Annotated in this window: 16 protein-coding genes; 10 read left to right on the top strand and 6 right to left on the bottom strand. The window is 65.9% G+C overall.

Annotated features, from left to right (window positions below; all coding sequences use genetic code 11):
* Positions 1-31: 31 nt before the first annotated feature.
* Positions 32-697, top strand: a complete 666-nt coding sequence (locus tag SR3_RS19400) for a M24 family metallopeptidase (RefSeq protein ID WP_068089948.1) — start codon at positions 32-34, stop codon at positions 695-697.
* 63 nt (positions 698-760) lie between these two features.
* Positions 761-2,467 (top strand): cytochrome c biogenesis protein DipZ, encoded by a 1,707-nt coding sequence (locus SR3_RS19395; RefSeq protein WP_068089947.1) that lies wholly within the window; start codon positions 761-763, stop codon positions 2,465-2,467.
* On the opposite strand, the gene SR3_RS19390 is transcribed toward SR3_RS19395, so the two are convergent.
* Entirely contained in the window at positions 2,468-2,737 is a 270-nt protein-coding gene (locus tag SR3_RS19390) for a hypothetical protein (protein ID WP_068089946.1), read from the bottom strand.
* A gap of 60 nt (positions 2,738-2,797) precedes the next feature.
* Between SR3_RS19390 and SR3_RS19385 the strand changes: the two genes are divergently transcribed.
* Positions 2,798-3,949, top strand: coding sequence for a cupin domain-containing protein (locus SR3_RS19385; RefSeq protein WP_068089945.1), 1,152 nt, complete (start codon positions 2,798-2,800; stop codon positions 3,947-3,949).
* Between the two features lie 10 nt (positions 3,950-3,959).
* Here SR3_RS19385 and SR3_RS19380 read toward each other — a convergent pair whose 3' ends face one another.
* From SR3_RS19380 to SR3_RS19365, 4 genes are all read right to left on the bottom strand, one after another.
* Entirely contained in the window at positions 3,960-4,523 is a 564-nt protein-coding gene (locus SR3_RS19380) for a pseudouridine synthase (RefSeq protein WP_068089944.1), read from the bottom strand.
* A gap of 9 nt (positions 4,524-4,532) precedes the next feature.
* Entirely contained in the window at positions 4,533-4,907 is a 375-nt protein-coding gene (locus tag SR3_RS19375) for a reverse transcriptase-like protein (protein ID WP_068089943.1), read from the bottom strand.
* A gap of 15 nt (positions 4,908-4,922) precedes the next feature.
* A complete protein-coding gene (locus SR3_RS19370) occupies positions 4,923-5,609 on the bottom strand; it encodes a spermidine synthase (protein ID WP_068089942.1) in 687 nt (228 codons plus the stop codon).
* Positions 5,610-5,675: 66 nt separating this feature from the next.
* Positions 5,676-7,352 (bottom strand): chloride channel protein, encoded by a 1,677-nt coding sequence (locus tag SR3_RS19365; RefSeq protein WP_084455729.1) that lies wholly within the window; start codon positions 7,350-7,352, stop codon positions 5,676-5,678.
* 155 nt (positions 7,353-7,507) lie between these two features.
* On the opposite strand from SR3_RS19365, the gene SR3_RS19360 reads away from it, so the two are divergent.
* Entirely contained in the window at positions 7,508-7,948 is a 441-nt protein-coding gene (locus SR3_RS19360) for a MarR family winged helix-turn-helix transcriptional regulator (RefSeq protein ID WP_245653997.1), read from the top strand.
* A 190-nt stretch (positions 7,949-8,138) separates the two neighbouring features.
* The gene (locus SR3_RS19355) at positions 8,139-9,233 is read left to right on the top strand and encodes an HPP family protein (RefSeq protein ID WP_084455724.1); all 1,095 of its coding nucleotides are present in this window, start codon (positions 8,139-8,141) and stop codon (positions 9,231-9,233) included.
* 139 nt (positions 9,234-9,372) lie between these two features.
* On the opposite strand, the gene SR3_RS19350 is transcribed toward SR3_RS19355, so the two are convergent.
* Complete coding sequence (locus SR3_RS19350) at positions 9,373-11,178, bottom strand: putative bifunctional diguanylate cyclase/phosphodiesterase (protein WP_068089940.1); 1,806 nt, start codon at positions 11,176-11,178, stop codon at positions 9,373-9,375.
* Positions 11,179-11,695: 517 nt separating this feature from the next.
* Here SR3_RS19350 and SR3_RS19345 point away from each other — a divergent pair.
* The 5 genes from SR3_RS19345 (at position 11,696) to SR3_RS19325 (ending at position 17,919) form a co-directional block, all read left to right on the top strand.
* Positions 11,696-12,643, top strand: a complete 948-nt coding sequence (locus SR3_RS19345) for a DUF808 domain-containing protein (protein WP_068089968.1) — start codon at positions 11,696-11,698, stop codon at positions 12,641-12,643.
* Complete coding sequence (locus tag SR3_RS19340) at positions 12,640-13,821, top strand: low temperature requirement protein A (RefSeq protein WP_068089939.1); 1,182 nt, start codon at positions 12,640-12,642, stop codon at positions 13,819-13,821. The genes SR3_RS19345 and SR3_RS19340 overlap by 4 nt, the downstream gene beginning before the upstream one ends.
* Positions 13,822-13,931: 110 nt before the next feature.
* Positions 13,932-14,705 carry a trehalose-phosphatase gene (gene otsB / locus SR3_RS19335; RefSeq protein WP_068089938.1) on the top strand — a complete coding sequence of 258 codons (774 nt, stop codon included), beginning with the start codon at positions 13,932-13,934 and terminating at the stop codon, positions 14,703-14,705.
* Entirely contained in the window at positions 14,702-16,498 is a 1,797-nt protein-coding gene (locus tag SR3_RS19330) for a glycoside hydrolase family 15 protein (protein ID WP_068089937.1), read from the top strand. The genes otsB and SR3_RS19330 overlap by 4 nt, the downstream gene beginning before the upstream one ends.
* Positions 16,495-17,919 (top strand): alpha,alpha-trehalose-phosphate synthase (UDP-forming), encoded by a 1,425-nt coding sequence (locus SR3_RS19325; protein ID WP_068089936.1) that lies wholly within the window; start codon positions 16,495-16,497, stop codon positions 17,917-17,919. Before SR3_RS19330 ends, SR3_RS19325 begins: the two co-directional genes overlap by 4 nt.
* The last annotated feature ends 39 nt before the right edge of the window (positions 17,920-17,958 follow it).

Genomic DNA, 17,958 nt, shown 5'->3' with positions numbered 1-17,958 from the left:
GCGCTGCCACACCCACCTCGGAGATTGCCGCATGTCCACCACCCTGTCCCCCCGCGAAGCCGTCGGCGTCAGCTATGATCTGGCCACGATCAAGGCGGCTCAGGCCAAAAGCTGGGAGGCGCTGCACGCCATCGCCGCGCAGGTCCGCCCCGGCATGACCGAGGCGGAGGCCACCGCCATGGGCAAGGACATTCTGGCCGGCATGGGCATGGAGCTGGCCTGGCACCCGCTGCTGATCCGCTTCGGCGAGAACACGCTGAAGATTTTCTCTGATCGCTCGGAAGGCACCGCCATTCTGGGCGAGAACGACATCTGGTTCGTCGATATGGGCCCTGTGTTCGGCGGCCATGAGGGTGATGCCGGGGCCACCTTCACCACCGGCGACGATGCCGAGATGCAGGCCTGCGCCCGCGATGTGAAACTGCTGTTCGACACGGTGGCCACCCTGTGGAACGGCGGCGCGGTGACGGGCGAAACCCTGTATGAAGCCGCCCGCGCCGAAGCTGAAAAGCTGGGCTGGGTCATCAACCTCGACATTCAGGGCCATCGCGTGGGCGACTATCCGCATTCGGTCCACAACGGCGGCAAGCTGGGGCAATTCCCCGAGGCGCCCAGGCCGGGCCTGTGGATTCTGGAGATGCAGATCCGCCATCCCACCCGCAACTTCGGCGCTTTTTACGAGGATCTGCTGGCCTGAGCGTAACCCGGGGGGTGTTTCGCGCGTAAAGCCAGTATCGAGACTCCTTCAGGCCAATGATCCATGCTGCTTTACCTGCTCTCCTATCTGGCCGGCGCGCTCACCATCATGAGCCCCTGCATCCTGCCGATCCTGCCCTTCGCCTTTGCGCGCGCGGGCAAGCCCTTTCTCTCGCATGGGCTGCCGATGCTGGTGGGCATGACAGTGATGTTTGCGGGCATGGCGGTGCTGGTTTCGGTCGGCGGGCAGTGGGCGGTGGGCGCCAATGATGTGGGGCGCAGCGTGGCGCTGGTGCTGCTGGCGCTGTTCGGGCTGACGCTGGTGTTTCCCGCCCTGGCCGACCGGATGACGCGGCCTTTGGTGCAACTGGGCGGTCGCTGGGCGGAAAGTGCTCACGGCGATTCGGGCTGGCGCGGTTCGCTGGCTCTGGGCGCGGCGACGGGCCTGCTCTGGGCGCCCTGCGCCGGGCCGATCCTTGGCCTTGTGCTGACGGGCGCGGCGCTCAAGGGTGGCGGTCTGGCGACGGGCACGCTGCTGCTGGCTTACGGTCTGGGCGCGGCGACATCGCTGGCGCTGGCGCTGGTGGTTGGCGGCAAGGTTTATGGCGCGATGAAGCGCTCCTTGGGCTTTGGCGAAAAGGTGCGGCAGGGGCTGGGGCTGGTGGTGCTGGCGGCAGTGGCGGTGATCGCTCTGGGGCTGGATACCGGCGTGCTGACCAAGCTGTCGGCGGCCAGCACCAACCGCATAGAGCAGGGCTTGCTGGAACGTTTCGGCATTGTGCGCAAACCCGCCAGCAGCGCCGACGGGCTGGGCGATGAAGGCGCCAACCCCGGTTTCAATGGCGCGAGCCTGTGGCTGAATAGCCAGCCGCTGACCGCCGCTGATCTCAAGGGCAAGGTGGTGCTGGTCGATTTCTGGACCTACAGCTGCATCAACTGCCTGCGTACCCTGCCCTATGTGAAGGGCTGGGCCGAGAAGTACAGGCAGGCCGGGCTGGTGGTGGTGGGCGTCCACACGCCCGAGTTCGCCTTCGAGAAAGACCCGACCAATGTGCGCGATGCCGTCAAGCGGCTGGGCGTGACCTATCCGGTGGCGCTGGACAACAATTACGCCATCTGGAAGGCCTTCAACAACGAGTACTGGCCCGCCGAATATCTGATCGACGCGCAGGGCCGCATCCGCGCGCATATGTTCGGCGAGGGTGACGATGCCGCTTTCGAAAAACTGATCCAGAAGGTGCTGGCCGAGAATGGCGCCTCGGCGGTGCCCGGCGGTACGGTGCAGGGCATGGATCAGGGGATCGAGGCCGAGCGCAGCGGTCAGGAGCAGAGCCCGGAGACCTATATCGGCTATGCCCGTTCTCAGGGCTTTTCCAGCACGCCTGCGGTGAAGCAGGATTCGGCGGAAACCTATGCTCTGGGCGGTTTGCAGTCTGATGGCTGGGGGCTGGAAGGGCGCTGGACGGTTGGCGCCGAAAATGCCCGGCTGGAGCAGGCGGGCGGGATGATCGCCTATCGCTTTCAGGCGCGTGATCTGCATCTGGTGCTGGGGCCCGCGGCGGGCGGCAAGCCGGTGCGTTTCCGTGTGACCATCGATGGCCATGCGCCCGGCGCCGATCACGGTGTCGACACCGATGCTCAGGGCGATGGCGTGGTGACAGGCAACCGGCTCTATCAGCTGGTGCGGCTGGCCAAGGGCGCGGGCGACCACAGCTTTGCCATCACCTTCCTCGATCCCGGCGTGGAGGCTTTTGCCTTCACCTTTGGGTGATCAGACTGGCGGTGCGTCGCTCTCGACCAGCTCGGCGATTTCGAATTGCCAGCTGGTCCAGCCGCGCATTTTGGCCGCTTCCTGCGTGGCGGATTTTTTGCTCCTGGCCTCGGCTTGCGAGCGCGCATGGCCCCAGAACACCTCGGTCTTGCCGTTCTGCAGAAGGGCCACGATGCGCCAGTAATGGGTGAAGGGATCGGACGTGGGCCCAATGGTCTTCACATAGCCGTCCGGCATGGTGGCCGTCAGATAGCGCTTTCTGCGTTTCATAAGCGCCCTGTAGCCTGCAAGGGGCTGGCCTGAAAAGGCTGCTCGCCCTACAGCACCGCCATGGCTCTTGAGAACTTCGACATCCCCACCTTCCTGCGCGGCGACTGGCAGCGCCAGCCCCGCCTGTTCCGCAAGGCCTTCCCCGCCTTCACCAACCCGCTGGAGCCCGACGAACTGGCGGGCCTCGCCTGCGAGGAAGGCGTGGAATCGCGCCTGATCTTTCAGGATGGCGAGAAGCTGCGCATGGAAAGCGGCCCGCTGGCCGAGGATCGCTTCGAAAAACTGGGCGCGCAGCCATGGACCCTGCTGGTGCAGGCGGTGGACCAGCATGTCCCCGATGTCGCCGATCTGATCGAACCCTTCCGCTTTATCCCCGACTGGCGGATCGACGATGTGATGGTCAGCTACGCCAGTGATGGCGGCGGCGTGGGCCCGCATTTCGACCAGTATGATGTCTTTCTGGTGCAGGGCCTTGGCCGCCGCCGCTGGACGGTGGGCCCGCGCTGCGATGCCTCCACGCCGCTGCGCCCGCATGAGGATCTGCGCCTGCTCGAAGGCTTCGAGCCCACCGGAGACTTCGTGCTGGAGCCGGGCGACATGCTCTATGTGCCCCCCGGCTTCGCGCATGATGGCGTGGCCGTGGGCGATGATTGCATGACCTATTCGATCGGCTTCCGCGCGCCGTCTCGCCACGATCTGATCGAGGGCTGGAGCGAGGAACTGCTCAGCCGCGAAAACGATGATGACCGCTATGCCGACCCCGGCCTGCCCGCGCAGGACCATCCGGGCGAGATCGCGGCCTCGGCGCTCGATGGCCTGCACAAGATGGTGACGGAAAGCCTGCAGGACCGCGAGGCCTTCGCCCGCTGGTTTGGCTGCCATAACACCACGCCCAAATATGCCGATCAGGACTGGCGCCCGGAAGAACCCCTCACCGATGAAGAGGTGCGCGAGGGGCTGGAAGCGGGGCAAGCGCTGTATCGCAACCCCGCCAGCCGCTTTGCTTTTGTGGCGCGTGGCGGAGATGCGCTATGGCTGTTCGCCGATGGCGCCTGCTTCGAGGCCTCAGGCGCCACCGCTGAACTGGCGAGGCAAATCTGCGCGGGCGGGGAGATCGAACCCGATCAGGCGCTGGTCGATCGTCCCGAAGCCATCACTATGATCGCGGCCCTGTGCAATCAAGGCAGCCTCGCCTTCGAAGACGAGGATTAACGCAGGCGGTTTACCGGAGGCGAGGGATCACACCCTCGCGCCATTCGCCTTGCGGGATGCCCTCGACGGTCCAGTCGCCGATGCTCCAGCGCACCAGTCGCAGGGTGGGCAGGCCCACGGCGGCGGTCATGCGGCGCACCTGCCGGTTGCGACCCTCGCGGATGGTGAGGCGCAACCAGTGGTCAGGCACGCTTTTGCGGAAGCGCACCGGGGGATCGCGCGGCCACAGGTCGGGCGTTTCGATCGCCTCGGCCTCGGCAGGCAGGGTGGGGCCGTCTTTCAGCATCACCCCGCGACGCAGGTTTTCCAAGGCTGTTTCATCCGGCGCCCCTTCCACCTGCACCAGATAGGTCTTGGGCAGCTTGAAACGCGGATCGGCGATGCGGGCCTGAAGGCGGCCATCGTCGGTGAGCAGCAGCAGGCCCTCGCTGTCACGGTCCAGCCGACCGGCGGGATAGACGCTGGGCACCTTCACAAAATCCGAGAGCGTGGCGCGCGTGCTGCCCTGCGTCCCCGCATCGGTGAATTGCGAGAGCACGTCGAACGGCTTGTTGAGCAGGATCAGGCGGGGCATCGGGTGAACCTATAGCCTGCCGTGATGGCGTTCCAGCGCAATTCCCGCCAGATTCTGTTGCCGCTTGATATGGCGCACACGGACGCGATCGAAATGCACGCTTAAAGCTGTGAACCGCGCATGGTAAGCGCGAAACCGCTCGGTCTTGCAGGGCCAGTCGCCCCGCGCCTGATGCACGATCATCGCCGCATCGCCCAGCAGCGCGACATCCTTCGCGCCCAGATCCCGCGCCAGTTCCAGAGCATGGATCAACGCCAACCACTCGGCATCATTGTTGTCGCCCGTGCCGCAATCCTTGCGGATATGCGCCTGACCGCCCGTCACCACCGAGGTTTCCAGAACGCCGGGGTTGGGGCGGCAGCCGCCGTCAAACCATAGTTTCATCGGGCCACAGCTTCATCAATCCTCAGCTTCACCGGGCTTCCGGCAGAACCAGATGAAATGGCGCGGCCCCTTGTTGTTAGGTCGGGCGCGCACAAAGCGCTCCTCCACCTCGAAGCCGGTGTCCTTCAGGCGCTTCACAAAGGCATTGTCCTGATGGGCTGACCAGATCGCCAGCATGCCGCCAGGACTCAGCGCATGTTTCGCCGCGCGCAGCCCGCGCCCGGTGTAGAGCCCATTGTTGCCCTCACGCACCAGCCCGTCGGGCCCATTGTCGACATCGAGCAGGATCGCGTCATAGATGCCATGCGCCGCCTTGATGGCGTTGGAGACATCGTCCTCCACCAGCATCACGCGCGGATCGTCCAGACAGCCCGCCGCCACCTCGGCCATCGGGCCGCGTGCCCAGGCGATGATCTCGGGCACCAGTTCGACCACGGTGATGGCGCTGTCCTGCCCCAGCACGTTCAGCGCCGCGCGCAGGGTAAAGCCCATGCCATAGCCGCCGATCAGCCAGCGCTGGGGGCCACGCTCACCCAGCCGCTCATGCGTCATCACCGCGAGGCTGTCCTCGGAGTGATGCATGCGGGTGGTCATCAGCTCATTGCCGGCGAGGGTAATCATGAAATCCGCGCCGCGACGCATCAGGCGCAGCTCCACGCCATCGGGCACCTGCGCGGTGCCCAGCAATTCGGGCTCGATCATGACTTGTTTCCTGCTGGCTGCTTCATCGGCGCGGCCCCTAGCACAGGCCCGCGCCAAAAAGCGAATCTAGCGCCGTTCGGCCCCGCGCGTGGTGCTGCGGGCTTTCAGCAGATCATGGCGCGACAGGATCCCGATCACCCGCGCGCTATCATCCTCCACGATGGGAATGCGCCCGATCCCGGTCTCCACCATCAGATCGGCCACCTCGCCGATCGGGCTGCGTGCCCGCGCAAAAGGCTGGGAGGCATCGGACACCACCTCGGCCAGAGTCTGGACGCTTGATGCGCCCTCCACGCGCCAGCGCAGCGCATCCGAACGCGAGACCAGCCCCAGCAGGCGCTGATCCTCATCCACCACCGGATAGGAGCGGTGTTTCGCGCTTTGCGCAAAAAACGCCGAGGCTTCGCGCAATTGCATGGCGCCGCGCAGGGTCTGCGGATTGTGAGTCATGATCTGCCCGGCCTGCATGAAGTCCAGCGGATCGACGGTGTATTCCTGCAGGATATGCCGCCCGCGCCGGGCGATCTTCTCGGTCAGGATCGAGCGGCGCATCACCAGCACGCTGATGCCATAGGCGCCGATCGAGGCCGCCATCAGCACAGGCAATGCATTGAACTGCCCGGTCAATTCCGCAGCGAACAGGGCGCCGGTCAGTGGCGCGCGCATGGCGCCGCTCATCATCGCGCCCATGCCCGCCATGGCCCAGAAACCCATTGGACCGGGGAGAAAGTGGCCGAGCAAGGCCCCTGTCGCCCCGCCCAGAATCAGCAGCGGCGCCAGCACGCCGCCCGATGTGCCCGAACCCAGCGCCACCAGCCACACCGCCGCCTTCACCACCAGCAGCAGCGCGATCATCTTGAGCGTGAACGCCCCATCGAGCAGCAACTGGATGTTGCCATAGCCCGCGCCCAGCACGCGCATATCGATCCAGCCGCCGATGCCCACGGCCACGCCGCCCAGCGCGGGCCACCACATCCAGTGGATCGGCAGGCGATGAAACAGATCCTCGATGCGATAGAGGCATGATGAGAGCAGCGCCGCCTCCAGCCCGATCACCCCGCCCAGCGCCAGAGCCATGCCCGCCACGCCGCCGCTGAAGGGCAGGCTGGTCGCCATGGGGAACAGCGGGCCATGGTCCAGCAGCAGTTGGCGCAAGGCGAAGCTGACCAGCACGGCAATGGCGACAGGCACGAAGCTGCGCGGCTTCCATTCGAACAGCAGCACCTCCACCGCCAGCAGGATCGCGGCGAGCGGCGTGCCGAAGATGCCGGTCATGCCCGCCGCCGCGCCCGCCACCAGCAGCGTCTTGCGCTCGGCGGCGCTGAGCCTGAAGCACTGCGCGAAGAGCGAGCCGATCGCCCCGCCGGTCATGATGATCGGCCCCTCGGCGCCGAAAGGTCCGCCGCTGCCGATGGAGATCGCCGAGGACAAGGGCTTGAGGATCGCCACCTTCAGCGACAGGCGGCTCTCGCCATAGAGGATCGCCTCGATGGCCTCGGGAATGCCGTGGCCGCGGATCTTTTCGGAGCCGAAGCGCGCCATCAGCCCCACGATCACGCTGCCGATGGCCGGGATCGCCAGCACCCACAGGCCGACATGGCTTGCCCCGATGTCTGTGGTGGCGGTGGAGACGCCGCCGAACCAGAACAGGTTCGTGGCCAGAGCGATCAGCCGCAGCAGCAGCCATGCGCCCAGCGCGCCGCCCGCGCCCGCCACGATGGCGGCCAGCGCCAGCATGACCATCCGCCAGTCGGCGCTATGATCGCCCAAGGGTCTGGTATCGGGGGCGGGGTTTATGCTGTAATCCTGAGCCATGGCTGGGTTTTTCCGGGGGAGCTGCGTGAAACGACTGGTCATTTATATCGTGATGCGATATTATTCAAGCCATGAGGGCAAAGATGATGAGTGATGATGCCGTCAGCGGCGCGGCGCCGGTCGATCTGGCCGACGCCGATTACGTGGCGCTGGCCGATTTCCGCCATGCGCTGCGCCAGTTTCTGGCCTTCAGCGAGGCGGCGGCGACCGCCTGTGGCCTGACCCCGCAACAGCATCAGGCGCTGCTGGCGATTCGCGGCGCGGGCCATCGGGAGGTCACCGTGGGCTATGTCGCCGAGCGGCTGATCCTCAAGCCTCACAGCGCCACCGGTCTGATCGACCGGCTTGAGGCGCTGGGCCTTGTCGAGCGCCATGCCGCGCCCGGTGACAAGCGCCGCGCCCTGCTGGTGCTGACCGACAAGGCGCGGGAGCAACTCGCCCGGCTGACGGCCACCCATCGTGAGGAAATCCTGCGCCTACGCCCCATGCTCACCGGCTTGCTCGACCAGATCGACGAGCGTTAAGAGCCTGTTTGGAAAATGGGCAAAAGCGAATTTTCGTAAGCGGCACCAGCCCTCTCCCCCACCCGGCCACCCATATGATACTGCCGCTGGGTGGCCGGGTGGGGGAGAGGGCTGGTGCCGCAAATTCGGCTTCGCCGAAATTCCAAACAGACTCTAAGGCCCGAACCAACTCACCCGCCAAGGATATTGCATGACCACCCCGGCCTCCCGGCTTCACACTCTTGCGCATTGGATCGGCATCCAGCCCGCCAGCACCGCCACGCGTATCGTGCAGGCCTTTATCGGCTCGGCGCTGGGCATTCTGTTTACCGGGGCGGTGATGCATCTCTGGCTTGGCCGGAACGGGGGTGGCGGCGGGGGGCTGCCGCTGCTGATCGCGCCGATGGGCGCTTCGGCGGTGCTGCTGTTCGCGGTGCCCGCCAGCCCGCTGGCGCAGCCCTGGGCGATCATCGGCGGCAATACCGTCTCGGCGCTGTCGGGCATTCTCTGGATGAAGCTGATCGGCGATCCGGCCTATGCGGCGGGTCTGGCTGTGGCCACCGCCATCGCCATGATGAGCCTGGCCCGCTGCCTTCATCCGCCCGGCGGCGCGGTGGCGCTGACCACGGTGATCGGCGGGCCTGCGGTGGTGGGCGCGGGGTGGAGTTTCGCCGTTCTGCCGGTTCTGGTGAACTGCCTGCTGCTGGTGGGGATCGGCTGGCTGTTCAATGCAGCGGTGCGGGGCAATTATCCGCATCGCGCGGTGGCGTATGTCGCGCCGCCTGCGGGCAGCGTGGGCTACACCATCGCCGATGTGGACGAGGTGTTGGCCCATTACGACGATCTGCTCGATGTCAGCAGCGAGGATCTGGACACGCTGTTCCGTCAGGTGGAAGGCCGGGCATGGCGCCGCCTGCATGGCGTGATCCGCTGCGCCCAGATCATGCGCGAGGTGGCGCCGCTGTCGCCCGATGCGCGGGCGCAAGATGCTGCCCGCGCCATGGAAGCGCAGGATTTGCAGGCCCTGCCGGTGGTTTCAGCCGAGGGCCATGTCGAGGGGCTTGCCGGCCTTGCCCGGCTGGCTGGCGGCGGCGATGTGATCGGGGCGATGGATCTGTCGCCCTGCATCGCCTCGGCCGATACGCCCATCGACGAGGTGCTGCCGATCCTCTCGGGCGGGCGCTATCGCGAGGCGATCATCGTTGATGCTCAGGGGCGCTATGCCGGGCTCATCACCCAGACCGAATTGCTGGGCGCCTTGTGGCGCGGCCATATTGCCGAGGCCATTGCGCATACGCCTGTTTGAAAATCCGGCGAAAGAGCCGGATTTTGCGGCGCCAGCCCGCTCGCGTTACCTGTTTTCTTGGCCCGACCGCCCAGAGGATACCACCGTTGGGTAACCGGGCGGGGGAACGGGCTGGCGCCGCGACGCTCAACAACGTCCTTCAGGCTTTGGCGAAAGCGGCAACCGGGGTGGCGGCGCTCATCGGCTCCCACTCCGGGCGGCCCAGCAGATAGCCCTGCACCAGATCGCAGGACGCGCCATTGAGGAAGCCCAGCTGCAAGGGCGTTTCCACCCCCTCGGCGCAGACGCTCATGCCCAGCGCATGGCCCAGCTGGACGATGGCGCCCGCCACCGCCTCGGCCTGGCGGTCCGCGCCCAGATCGCCCACGAAGCTGCGGTCCAGCTTCAGCCGGTCGAAGGGCAGCTTGCGCAGATAGTTGAGCGAGGAATAGGAGGTGCCGAAATCGTCCAGCGCGAAGCCCACGCCCAGCTCGCGCAGGCTTTCCATCGAATGGCGCGCGCTTTCGTCATGGGTGATGATGGTGCGCTCGGTGAGTTCGAGGATCAGGCGCTGCGGGGCGATGCCGGTCTCGTTCAGCACGCGCTGCACCAGCGGCACCAGCTCCTCGCGGCTGAACCAATAGGCCGAGAGATTGACCGAGATGGTGAGATCCTCGGGGATCTCCAGCGCCGCCTTGCAGGCCGTGCGCAGCACCCATTCGTCCAGCGCGCCGATCAGCCCGGATGCCTCGGCCACCGGGATGAAGGTGGAGGGCACCACCGGGCCAAGGCCGGGGCAGGTCCAGCGCACCAGCGCCTCATAACCGGTCAGCTTGCCCTCGCCGGTCAGGAAATAGGGCTGCCATTGCAGTTTCAGCTGATCCTGCGCGATGGCTTCTTCCAGCCGGTGCTCGATGGTGTTGTAAGAGGCATTGCCCAGCAGCGGCACCACCTCATCGGCGATCACCAGCCGGTTGCGGCCCTCGCGCTTGGCCATATACATGGCCTCCTTGGCGGAGCGGCGCACCTCGGCGGCGGTGGTGCCATGGCGCAGCGCCAGCGCGCAACCCACCGAGGCGGAAACCACCACCGGCCTGCCGTCTGCCGCGCCGTCGATCGCGATGGGCGCGTTGATGTCGGCGATCAGCCGCTGGGCGACGCGGCTGACGATCTCATGCGAGACCGGGTCCGAGAGGATGATGGCGAATTCGTCGCCGCCGATGCGCGCGGGCACATCGCTGGCGCGGATGCTGGAGGACAGGCGCTGGCCGATCTGGCTCAGCACATCGTCGCCCGCCTCGTCGCCATATTTGTTGTTGATGGCGCGGAAGCCGTCGAGATCGATGGTGAGCAGCGCGAAAGGTCGCCCGGCAAAGGCCGCTTCCATCGCCGTATCCATCGCCGCCTCAAGCTGGCGGCGGTTGGCCAGACGGGTGAGGGGGTCGCGGGTGGCGGCCTCGGCCAGCGTCAGATGGCTCAGATGCAGGTCGAGCAGATCGCTGGCATGGGCGGCCAGCTGGGCGAGGACATGGCGGTCGTCCTCGCTGAAGGCGCGCGGCTCGTGGTCCAGCACGCAGAGCGTGCCCAGCGGCTGGCCATTGGAGGCCAGAATCGGCGCTCCGGCATAGAAGCGCAGATGATCCGGCCCGAGCACCAGCGGATTGTTGGCGAAACGCGGATCCTGCGTGGCGTCATTCACCACGGTGACGCTCTCGGGGGTCAGGATGGCATGGGCGCAAAAGGCGAGATCGCGCTCGGTCTCGCGGTGCGGCACGCCGACCGAGGATTTGAACCACTGCCGCGCGCTGTCGATCAGCGAGACCATCGCCATCGGCACCCCGAAATGCTGCGCGGCCAGCGCCGTCAGCCGGTCGAAGCGTTCGTCAGGCAGGCTGTCGAGGATGCGATAGCCACGCAGCGTGGCGATGCGCTCGGCTTCGTCGGGGGGGAGGGCGGCGGATGGCATTGCGGTGGGGGGCCTCAATGTGAGTTCGGGGGGACAGGCTAGGGTTGAAACTATGGAGATTGTGTTAAATTATTTTACATAGCTCGCCGGAGGGGCCGGAGCCTGATCCGGTCATTGTGTGCGGCATTATGCAAACATCGTGCAGCGTCGTGATGCGGTTTGCGCCATATGTTGGCGCGCTGGGGCTGATCGTCTTGCCGTTTTTATTATGCGACCCGGATCACACACGTCTGATTTGGCCGGGCGCGATGATTTGCGTCTTCCGGCGGGGACTTGCCCCATGGTCAGGAACTTTATACATGGCGTTCCTCTCCGGAATGGCAAAAATCCTGCTTAATTTCGGTTAAAATTCACCCCCTCGGAGAATGACTGGATGGCGGGGCGAAGTCTTGCAACCCTGGTTGCCCCTTGTTTCAGATGCTGATCCTCTAAAGCCCATAGTGGCGGGCAGCGGATGCTTGATCTGATGCGCGCGGATAGGCATGTCTTGACGGTACAATTGGGGAATTTTCGTTTTATGTCCGTGGGCCTGCTCGCCTTGCTTGACGATGTGGCGATGATCGCCCGCGGCGCCGCCGCCTCGCTCGACGATATCGGGGCCGGGGTGGCGCAGGCGGGCGCCAAGGCGGCGGGCGTGGTGATCGACGATGCGGCGGTGACGCCCGCCTATGTCAACAATTTCACGCCGGACCGCGAACTGCCGGTGATCGCGCGGATTGCCCGGGGCAGCCTGATCAACAAGCTGGTGATTCTGTTGCCGCTGGCGCTGGTGCTCTCGGCGCTGCTGCCGGCTGCGATCACCCCGCTGCTGATGCTGGGCGGCCTGTATTTGAGTTATGAGGGCGCCGAAAAGCTGGTCGAGGCGCTGGGTGGCCACCATGAGGCGCAGGACGATGCCCCCATCGCCGATGCCGCGGCTTTCGAGCGGCAGCGGGTTTCGGGTGCGGTGCGCACCGATCTGATCCTCTCGGCCGAGATCATGGCCATTGCTCTTGCCGAAGTCGCCGCCGAGCCGCTGCTGGAACAGACCATCGTGCTGGCGCTGGTGGGCGTGGGGATGACCGCGCTGGTCTATGGCACGGTGGGGCTGATCGTGAAGCTGGACGATATCGGGCTGCATCTGGTGCGCAAGGGCGGCGCGGGTATGCAGGCGCTGGGCCGCTCGCTGGTGACGGGCACGCCGGTGATGCTGAACGCGCTGGCGAAGATCGGCACGGCGGCGATGCTGTGGGTGGGCGGCGGTATTCTGCTGCATGGCGCGGCGGTGCTGGGCTGGCCGCTGCTGGCCGAGTGGCAGCATCAGGCGGCGCATCATGTGGAGGCGGCGCTGGCGGGCTTTGCGGGCGCGGCTCTGGGCTGGCTGACCTCTGCGGCGCTGGCCGGGGTGGCCGGGCTGATCGCGGGCTTTGTGGTGGTGAGTGCCACCCATGGCCTGCCCGCTCTGTTGAAGGGAAGTCGCGCATGAAGGGCAACCATCAGCCTCTGCTGCGTCGCCGTGACGGCAAGCATGCGCGCGTCACCAATGAAGAGCTGTTCTTCGATCTGGTCTATGCCTTTGCCATCACCCAGCTGTCGCATCTGCTGCTGCACCGGCTGGATTGGCTCGGCGCGGTGGATACGCTGATCCTGTGGTTCGCCATGTGGCTGGGCTGGCAATATGTCTGCTGGATCACCAACTGGTTCGATCCCGAGACACCCAAAGTACGCGGCATGCTCTTCGCGGTGATGCCGTTGACGCTGGTGATCGCCGCCGCCCTGCCGGAGGCCTTTGGCGAAAGAGGCCTGATCTTCGCGCTGGCTTATGCCGCTATGCAGGTGGGCTGCGCGGGCTGGAGCCTGTGGGATCTGCGCGGCGGCCATCCCTTGCGGATGAACTATCTGCGCATCTTCTGCTGGATGGTGATCGCCGCCTGTTTCTGGATCGCGGGCGGTCTGGCCGAGCCCATGGCGCGGCGCGCGCTGTGGCTGGGCGGCGTGGCCTGCATCTACATCTCGCCGATGATCGGTTTCTGGCTGCCGGGTCTGGGCCGCTCCCGCACGGAAGAATGGACCATCGACGGCGCCCATCTGGCCGAGCGTTGCCAGTGCTTCGTGATCGTCGCGCTGGGCGAATCCGTGCTGGCCACCGGAGGCGGCTTTGCGGAAGGCAAGGACTGGTCACCCGTGCTGGTTGCCGCGCTGGTGGTCAATTTCATCACCACGCTCACCTTGTGGTGGCTCTATTTCGGCACCTCCAGCCGCGCCGCCAATGCCAAGATCGAGCATGCGGCGGACCCCGGCGCGATCGGGGCGCAGTTCCACTATGTCCATGCCCTGCTGGTGGGCGGCATCGTGGCGGCGGCGGTGGGCCATGATCTGGTGATCGAGGCGCCGCTGGAACATGCCGAATGGCGTGATCTGCTGGCGCTGGGGGCCGGGCCGGGGCTCTATCTGCTGGGCAGCACGCTCTACAAAAGGGTGGTCTATGGCCATTGGCCGCTTTCGCATCTGATCGCCATGGCGGTGCTGGTGCTGGCCCTGCCGCTGGGGCATGAACAACCCCGGCTGGCGGTGGAGGCGGCACTGGCCGTCGTGCTGCTGGGCGCGGCGTTGCGCGAGTATGTTGTGCGGCGCGAAAAACATGAAAAGCCAGCACATCAATAGCTTGTGAGACGCGGCGGAGGCCCCGTTTTGCAAGGCGAAGCGTGTGAATAAGCCGTTCATCCACCAGCAAGGCAGGGAACCGAAGCCCCTCGCGAAGCGTTCGCCAAGGGATGACGGATTATGCTCCATCGCCCGAAGAGGGCTCGACCGCCTGCCTTGATCTGCAGTCTCCTCCGCCACAGCTGCTCGAAAATGCCAGCCTTTTCCTCGATTTCGACGGCACGCTCGTCGATCTGGCGGAGCGGCCCGATGCGGTGCATGTCTCCGCCGGCCTGCATGATCTGCTGAGCCTGTTGTCCCGGCGGCTCGACGGGCGGCTGGCCATCGTCAGCGGACGCGGCGCCAGCGATGTGGCCGAGCAACTGGGCCAGCCCTCCTGCCTGATCGTCGGCAGCCATGGCGCTGAATATCGCGATGCGCAGGGCCGGATCGCCGCCCCGCCGCGCTCGGCGGCGCTGGAGGAGGCGGTGCTGGCGGTTCAGGCCTTTGCGCAGGGCCAGCAGGGCCTGTTGGTGGAGGACAAGCCGCAGGGCGTGGCGCTCCATTACCGCATGGCCCCCCAGCTTCAGGAGGCAGCCGACAGCTTCGCCGTGGATCTGGCGCGTCGGCTGGGGCTCTATCTGCAGACCGGCAAGATGATGGTGGAGCTGCGCATGGGCGGCTCTGACAAGGGCATCGCACTCAACCGGCTGATGGGCCAGACCGCGATGCGCGGCACCAAGCCGGTGTTTCTGGGCGATGACGACACCGATGAAACCGCCTTCCGCGCCGCCCGCGCGCTGGGCGGGGCGGGCATTCTGGTGGGGCCGATGCGGCAGACCGCCGCCCTGTGGCGCCTGCCCGATGTGGCGGCGGTTCATCATTGGCTGGAGGATGCGGCATGAGCGGTCTGGATCTGTGGGTGATCGGCAATTGCCATGTCAGCGCGCTGATCGACCGCGCGGGCCGCATGGTGTGGGGCTGCGTGCCGCGCGTCGATGGCGATCCGCTGTTTTCCGCGCTGATCGGCGGGGAAGATCCGGTCAGCGATGAGGATGGTCACGGCTTCTGGTCGGTGGAGCTGGAGGATGTGGCGGAAACCACGCAATCCTATCTCACCAACACGCCGGTGCTGGTGACCCGCCAGAGCGACGGGGCGGGCAACGCCATCGAAGTGCTGGATTTCTGCCCCTATTTCCGCCGCCATGGTCGCACCTATCGCCCGGTGGCCTTTGCGCGCATCGTGCGCCCTGTCTCGGGCAATCCGCGCATCCGCATGCGGCTGCGCCCCACGCGCAACTGGGGCCATCCCGCCAAGGGCGTGGTGGGGGGCACCAACCATATCCGCTATCCCACCGAGGCGATGGTGATGCGCCTGACCACCACGGCCCCGGTGGGCTATATCCATGAGGAACGGCTGTTCCGCCTGGAAGGCACGATGCATTTCTTCCTCGGCCCCGACGAGAGCTTCTCGGCCGACATGAGCGCCACGCTGGACGAGATGCTGAAGAACACGGCGGACGAATGGCGCGAATGGGTGCGGGGCCTGGCCATTCCGCTGGAGTGGCAGGGGGCGGTGATCCGCTCGGCGATCACGCTGAAACTGTGCCAGCATGAGGAGAGCGGGGCCATCGTGGCGGCGCTGACCACCTCGATCCCCGAGCACCATGGATCGCAGCGCAACTGGGATTACCGCTACTGCTGGATCCGTGACGCCTATTACACGGTGCAGGCCTTGAACCGGCTGGGTGCGCTCGATGTGCTGGAAGGCTATCTGGTCTATCTGCGCAACATCGTGGATTCGGCGCGCGGCGGGCATATCCAGCCGCTCTATGGCGTGCTGGGCGAGGCCACGCTGCATGAGCGCGAAGAGGAGAAGCTGACCGGCTATCGCGGCATGGGCCCGGTGCGCGTGGGCAATCTGGCCTATGAGCAGATCCAGCACGATGCCTATGGCCAGATCGTGCTGTCCAACACGCAGGCCTTTTTCGACGAGCGCCTGTTCCGCAAGGCCGGGATCGACGATTTCCAGTCGCTGGAACGGGTGGGCGAGCGCGCCTGGCATCATTACGACCAGCCCGATGCGGGCCTGTGGGAGCTGCGCACCCGGCAATCGGTGCACACCTATTCCGCCGCCATGTGCTGGGCCGCCTGCGACCGCCTCGCCAATGCCGCCCATGTTCTGGGCCTGGAGGAACGCGCGAAGCTCTGGCAGGAGCGGGCCGACACCATCCGCACCCGCATCGAGACGGCGGCCTGGCGGCCCGAGACGCATCGTCTTTCGGCCACCTTCTCGGGCGACGATCTCGATGCCAGCGTGCTGCAATTGCTGGAACTGCGGTTCCTCGCGCCCGACGACAGCCGTTTCCGCGATACGCTGGCGGCGGTGGAGGAAGGTTTGCGGCGCGGCTCGAACATGCTGCGCTATGCCACGGAGGATGATTTCGGCCTGCCGCAGACCGCCTTCAACGTCTGCACCTTCTGGCTGATCGAGGCGCTCTATTACACCGGGCGCGAGGCCGAGGCGCGCGCCCTGTTCGAGGAAATGCTCTCCCGCCGCACCGCCGCCGGGCTGCTTTCCGAGGACATCGACCCCGTGACCGGCGAGCTGTGGGGCAATTACCCCCAGACCTATTCGCTGGTGGGCATCATCAACTGCGCTGTTCTGCTCAGCAAACCCTGGAGTTCCATCCGTTGAGTCGTTTGATCGTCATTTCCAATCGTGTCAGTGCTGGCGGAGGCGCCGCTGGCGGCCTTGCCGTGGCGCTGATGGCGGCGCTGCGCGAAAATGGCGGCATCTGGTTCGGCTGGTCGGGGGGGCGCACCGATCAGTTCACCGGCCATATCAACTTCCATATCGAGGATGATGTGCGCACCGCCACCATCGATCTGGAAGATCAGGACATCGAGGAATATTACAACGGCTACGCCAACCGCACCCTGTGGCCGCTGTTCCATTACCGCATCGATCTGGCCGAGTACGAACGCAGCTTTGCCGGCGGCTATCGCCGGGTGAACGAGCGTTTCGCCGAAACCGTGCTGCCGCTGATCGAGGCGGAGGATTCGGTCTGGGTGCAGGATTATCACATGCTGCCGCTGGGCGCCGATCTGCGCGATCGCGGCGTGACCAACCGCATCGGCTTTTTCCTCCACATCCCCTGGCCGCCGCGCAAGCTGCTGATGACCCTGCCCGAGGCGCGCGAGATGGTGGAGATGCTCTTCGCCTATGATCTGATGGGCTTTCACACGCAGGAATGGCTGGAAAGCTTCTGCGATTTCGTGCGCGAGGAGCTGGGCGGCACGATCAGCGATGATTTCACCGCCACGCTGAACGGGCGCACGCTGAAACTCATCGCCTGCCCGGTGGGGATCGACGCACGCGAATTCGCCGATCTGGCCGCCAGCGGCACCGCGCGCACCACCTTCCGCCGCGTGAAGGACAGCGCCGTGGGCCGCGCCCTGATGGTGGGCGTGGACCGCCTCGACTATTCCAAGGGGCTGGAGGAGCGTTTCCTCGGTTACGAACGCTTCCTCACCGAACATCCCGAGGAACGCAAGGAGGTGGTGCTGCTGCAGATCGCACCGCCCTCGCGCGGGGCGGTGGAAAGCTATCAGCGCATCCGCACCACGCTGGAAGGGCTGGCGGGGCGCATCAATGGCGCTTACGCCGGACTGGACTGGGTGCCGATCCGCTATGTGAATCAGGCCTATGCGCGCGATATGCTTGCCGGCGTCTATCGCGCCAGCCGCATCGGTCTGGTGACGCCCTTGATGGACGGCATGAATCTGGTGGCCAAGGAGTATATCGCGGCGCAGGATCCGGCCGATCCCGGCGTGCTGATCCTCTCGCGCTTTGCCGGGGCGGCCTCGCAAATGACAGAGGCGATCCTCGTCAACCCACACAGCGCCGAGGAACTGTCCGACGCCATGCTTCAGGCGCTGGTGATGCCGCTGGAGGAGCGCAAGCGCCGCTGGACCATCATGATGGAGGATGTGCAGCGCCGCGATGTGATGTGGTGGCTCAATGAGTTCACCACCGCGCTGGATGCCTGTGGCCGGGATGATGCCTCGCAGAAGGTCGTGGCTCTGCCCACCAATGGGAAGGTGAAAACCTCCTGATCGTGTGATGGAACGGAGCCTTTCGGGGGAAAGGCTCCG

This window comes from Novosphingobium rosa NBRC 15208 (assembly GCF_001598555.1).
Classification (GTDB): Bacteria; Pseudomonadota; Alphaproteobacteria; order Sphingomonadales; family Sphingomonadaceae; genus Novosphingobium; species Novosphingobium rosa.
Note: the sequence above shows the minus strand (reverse complement) of the source record. Positions and strands in the feature narration are given on the sequence as shown.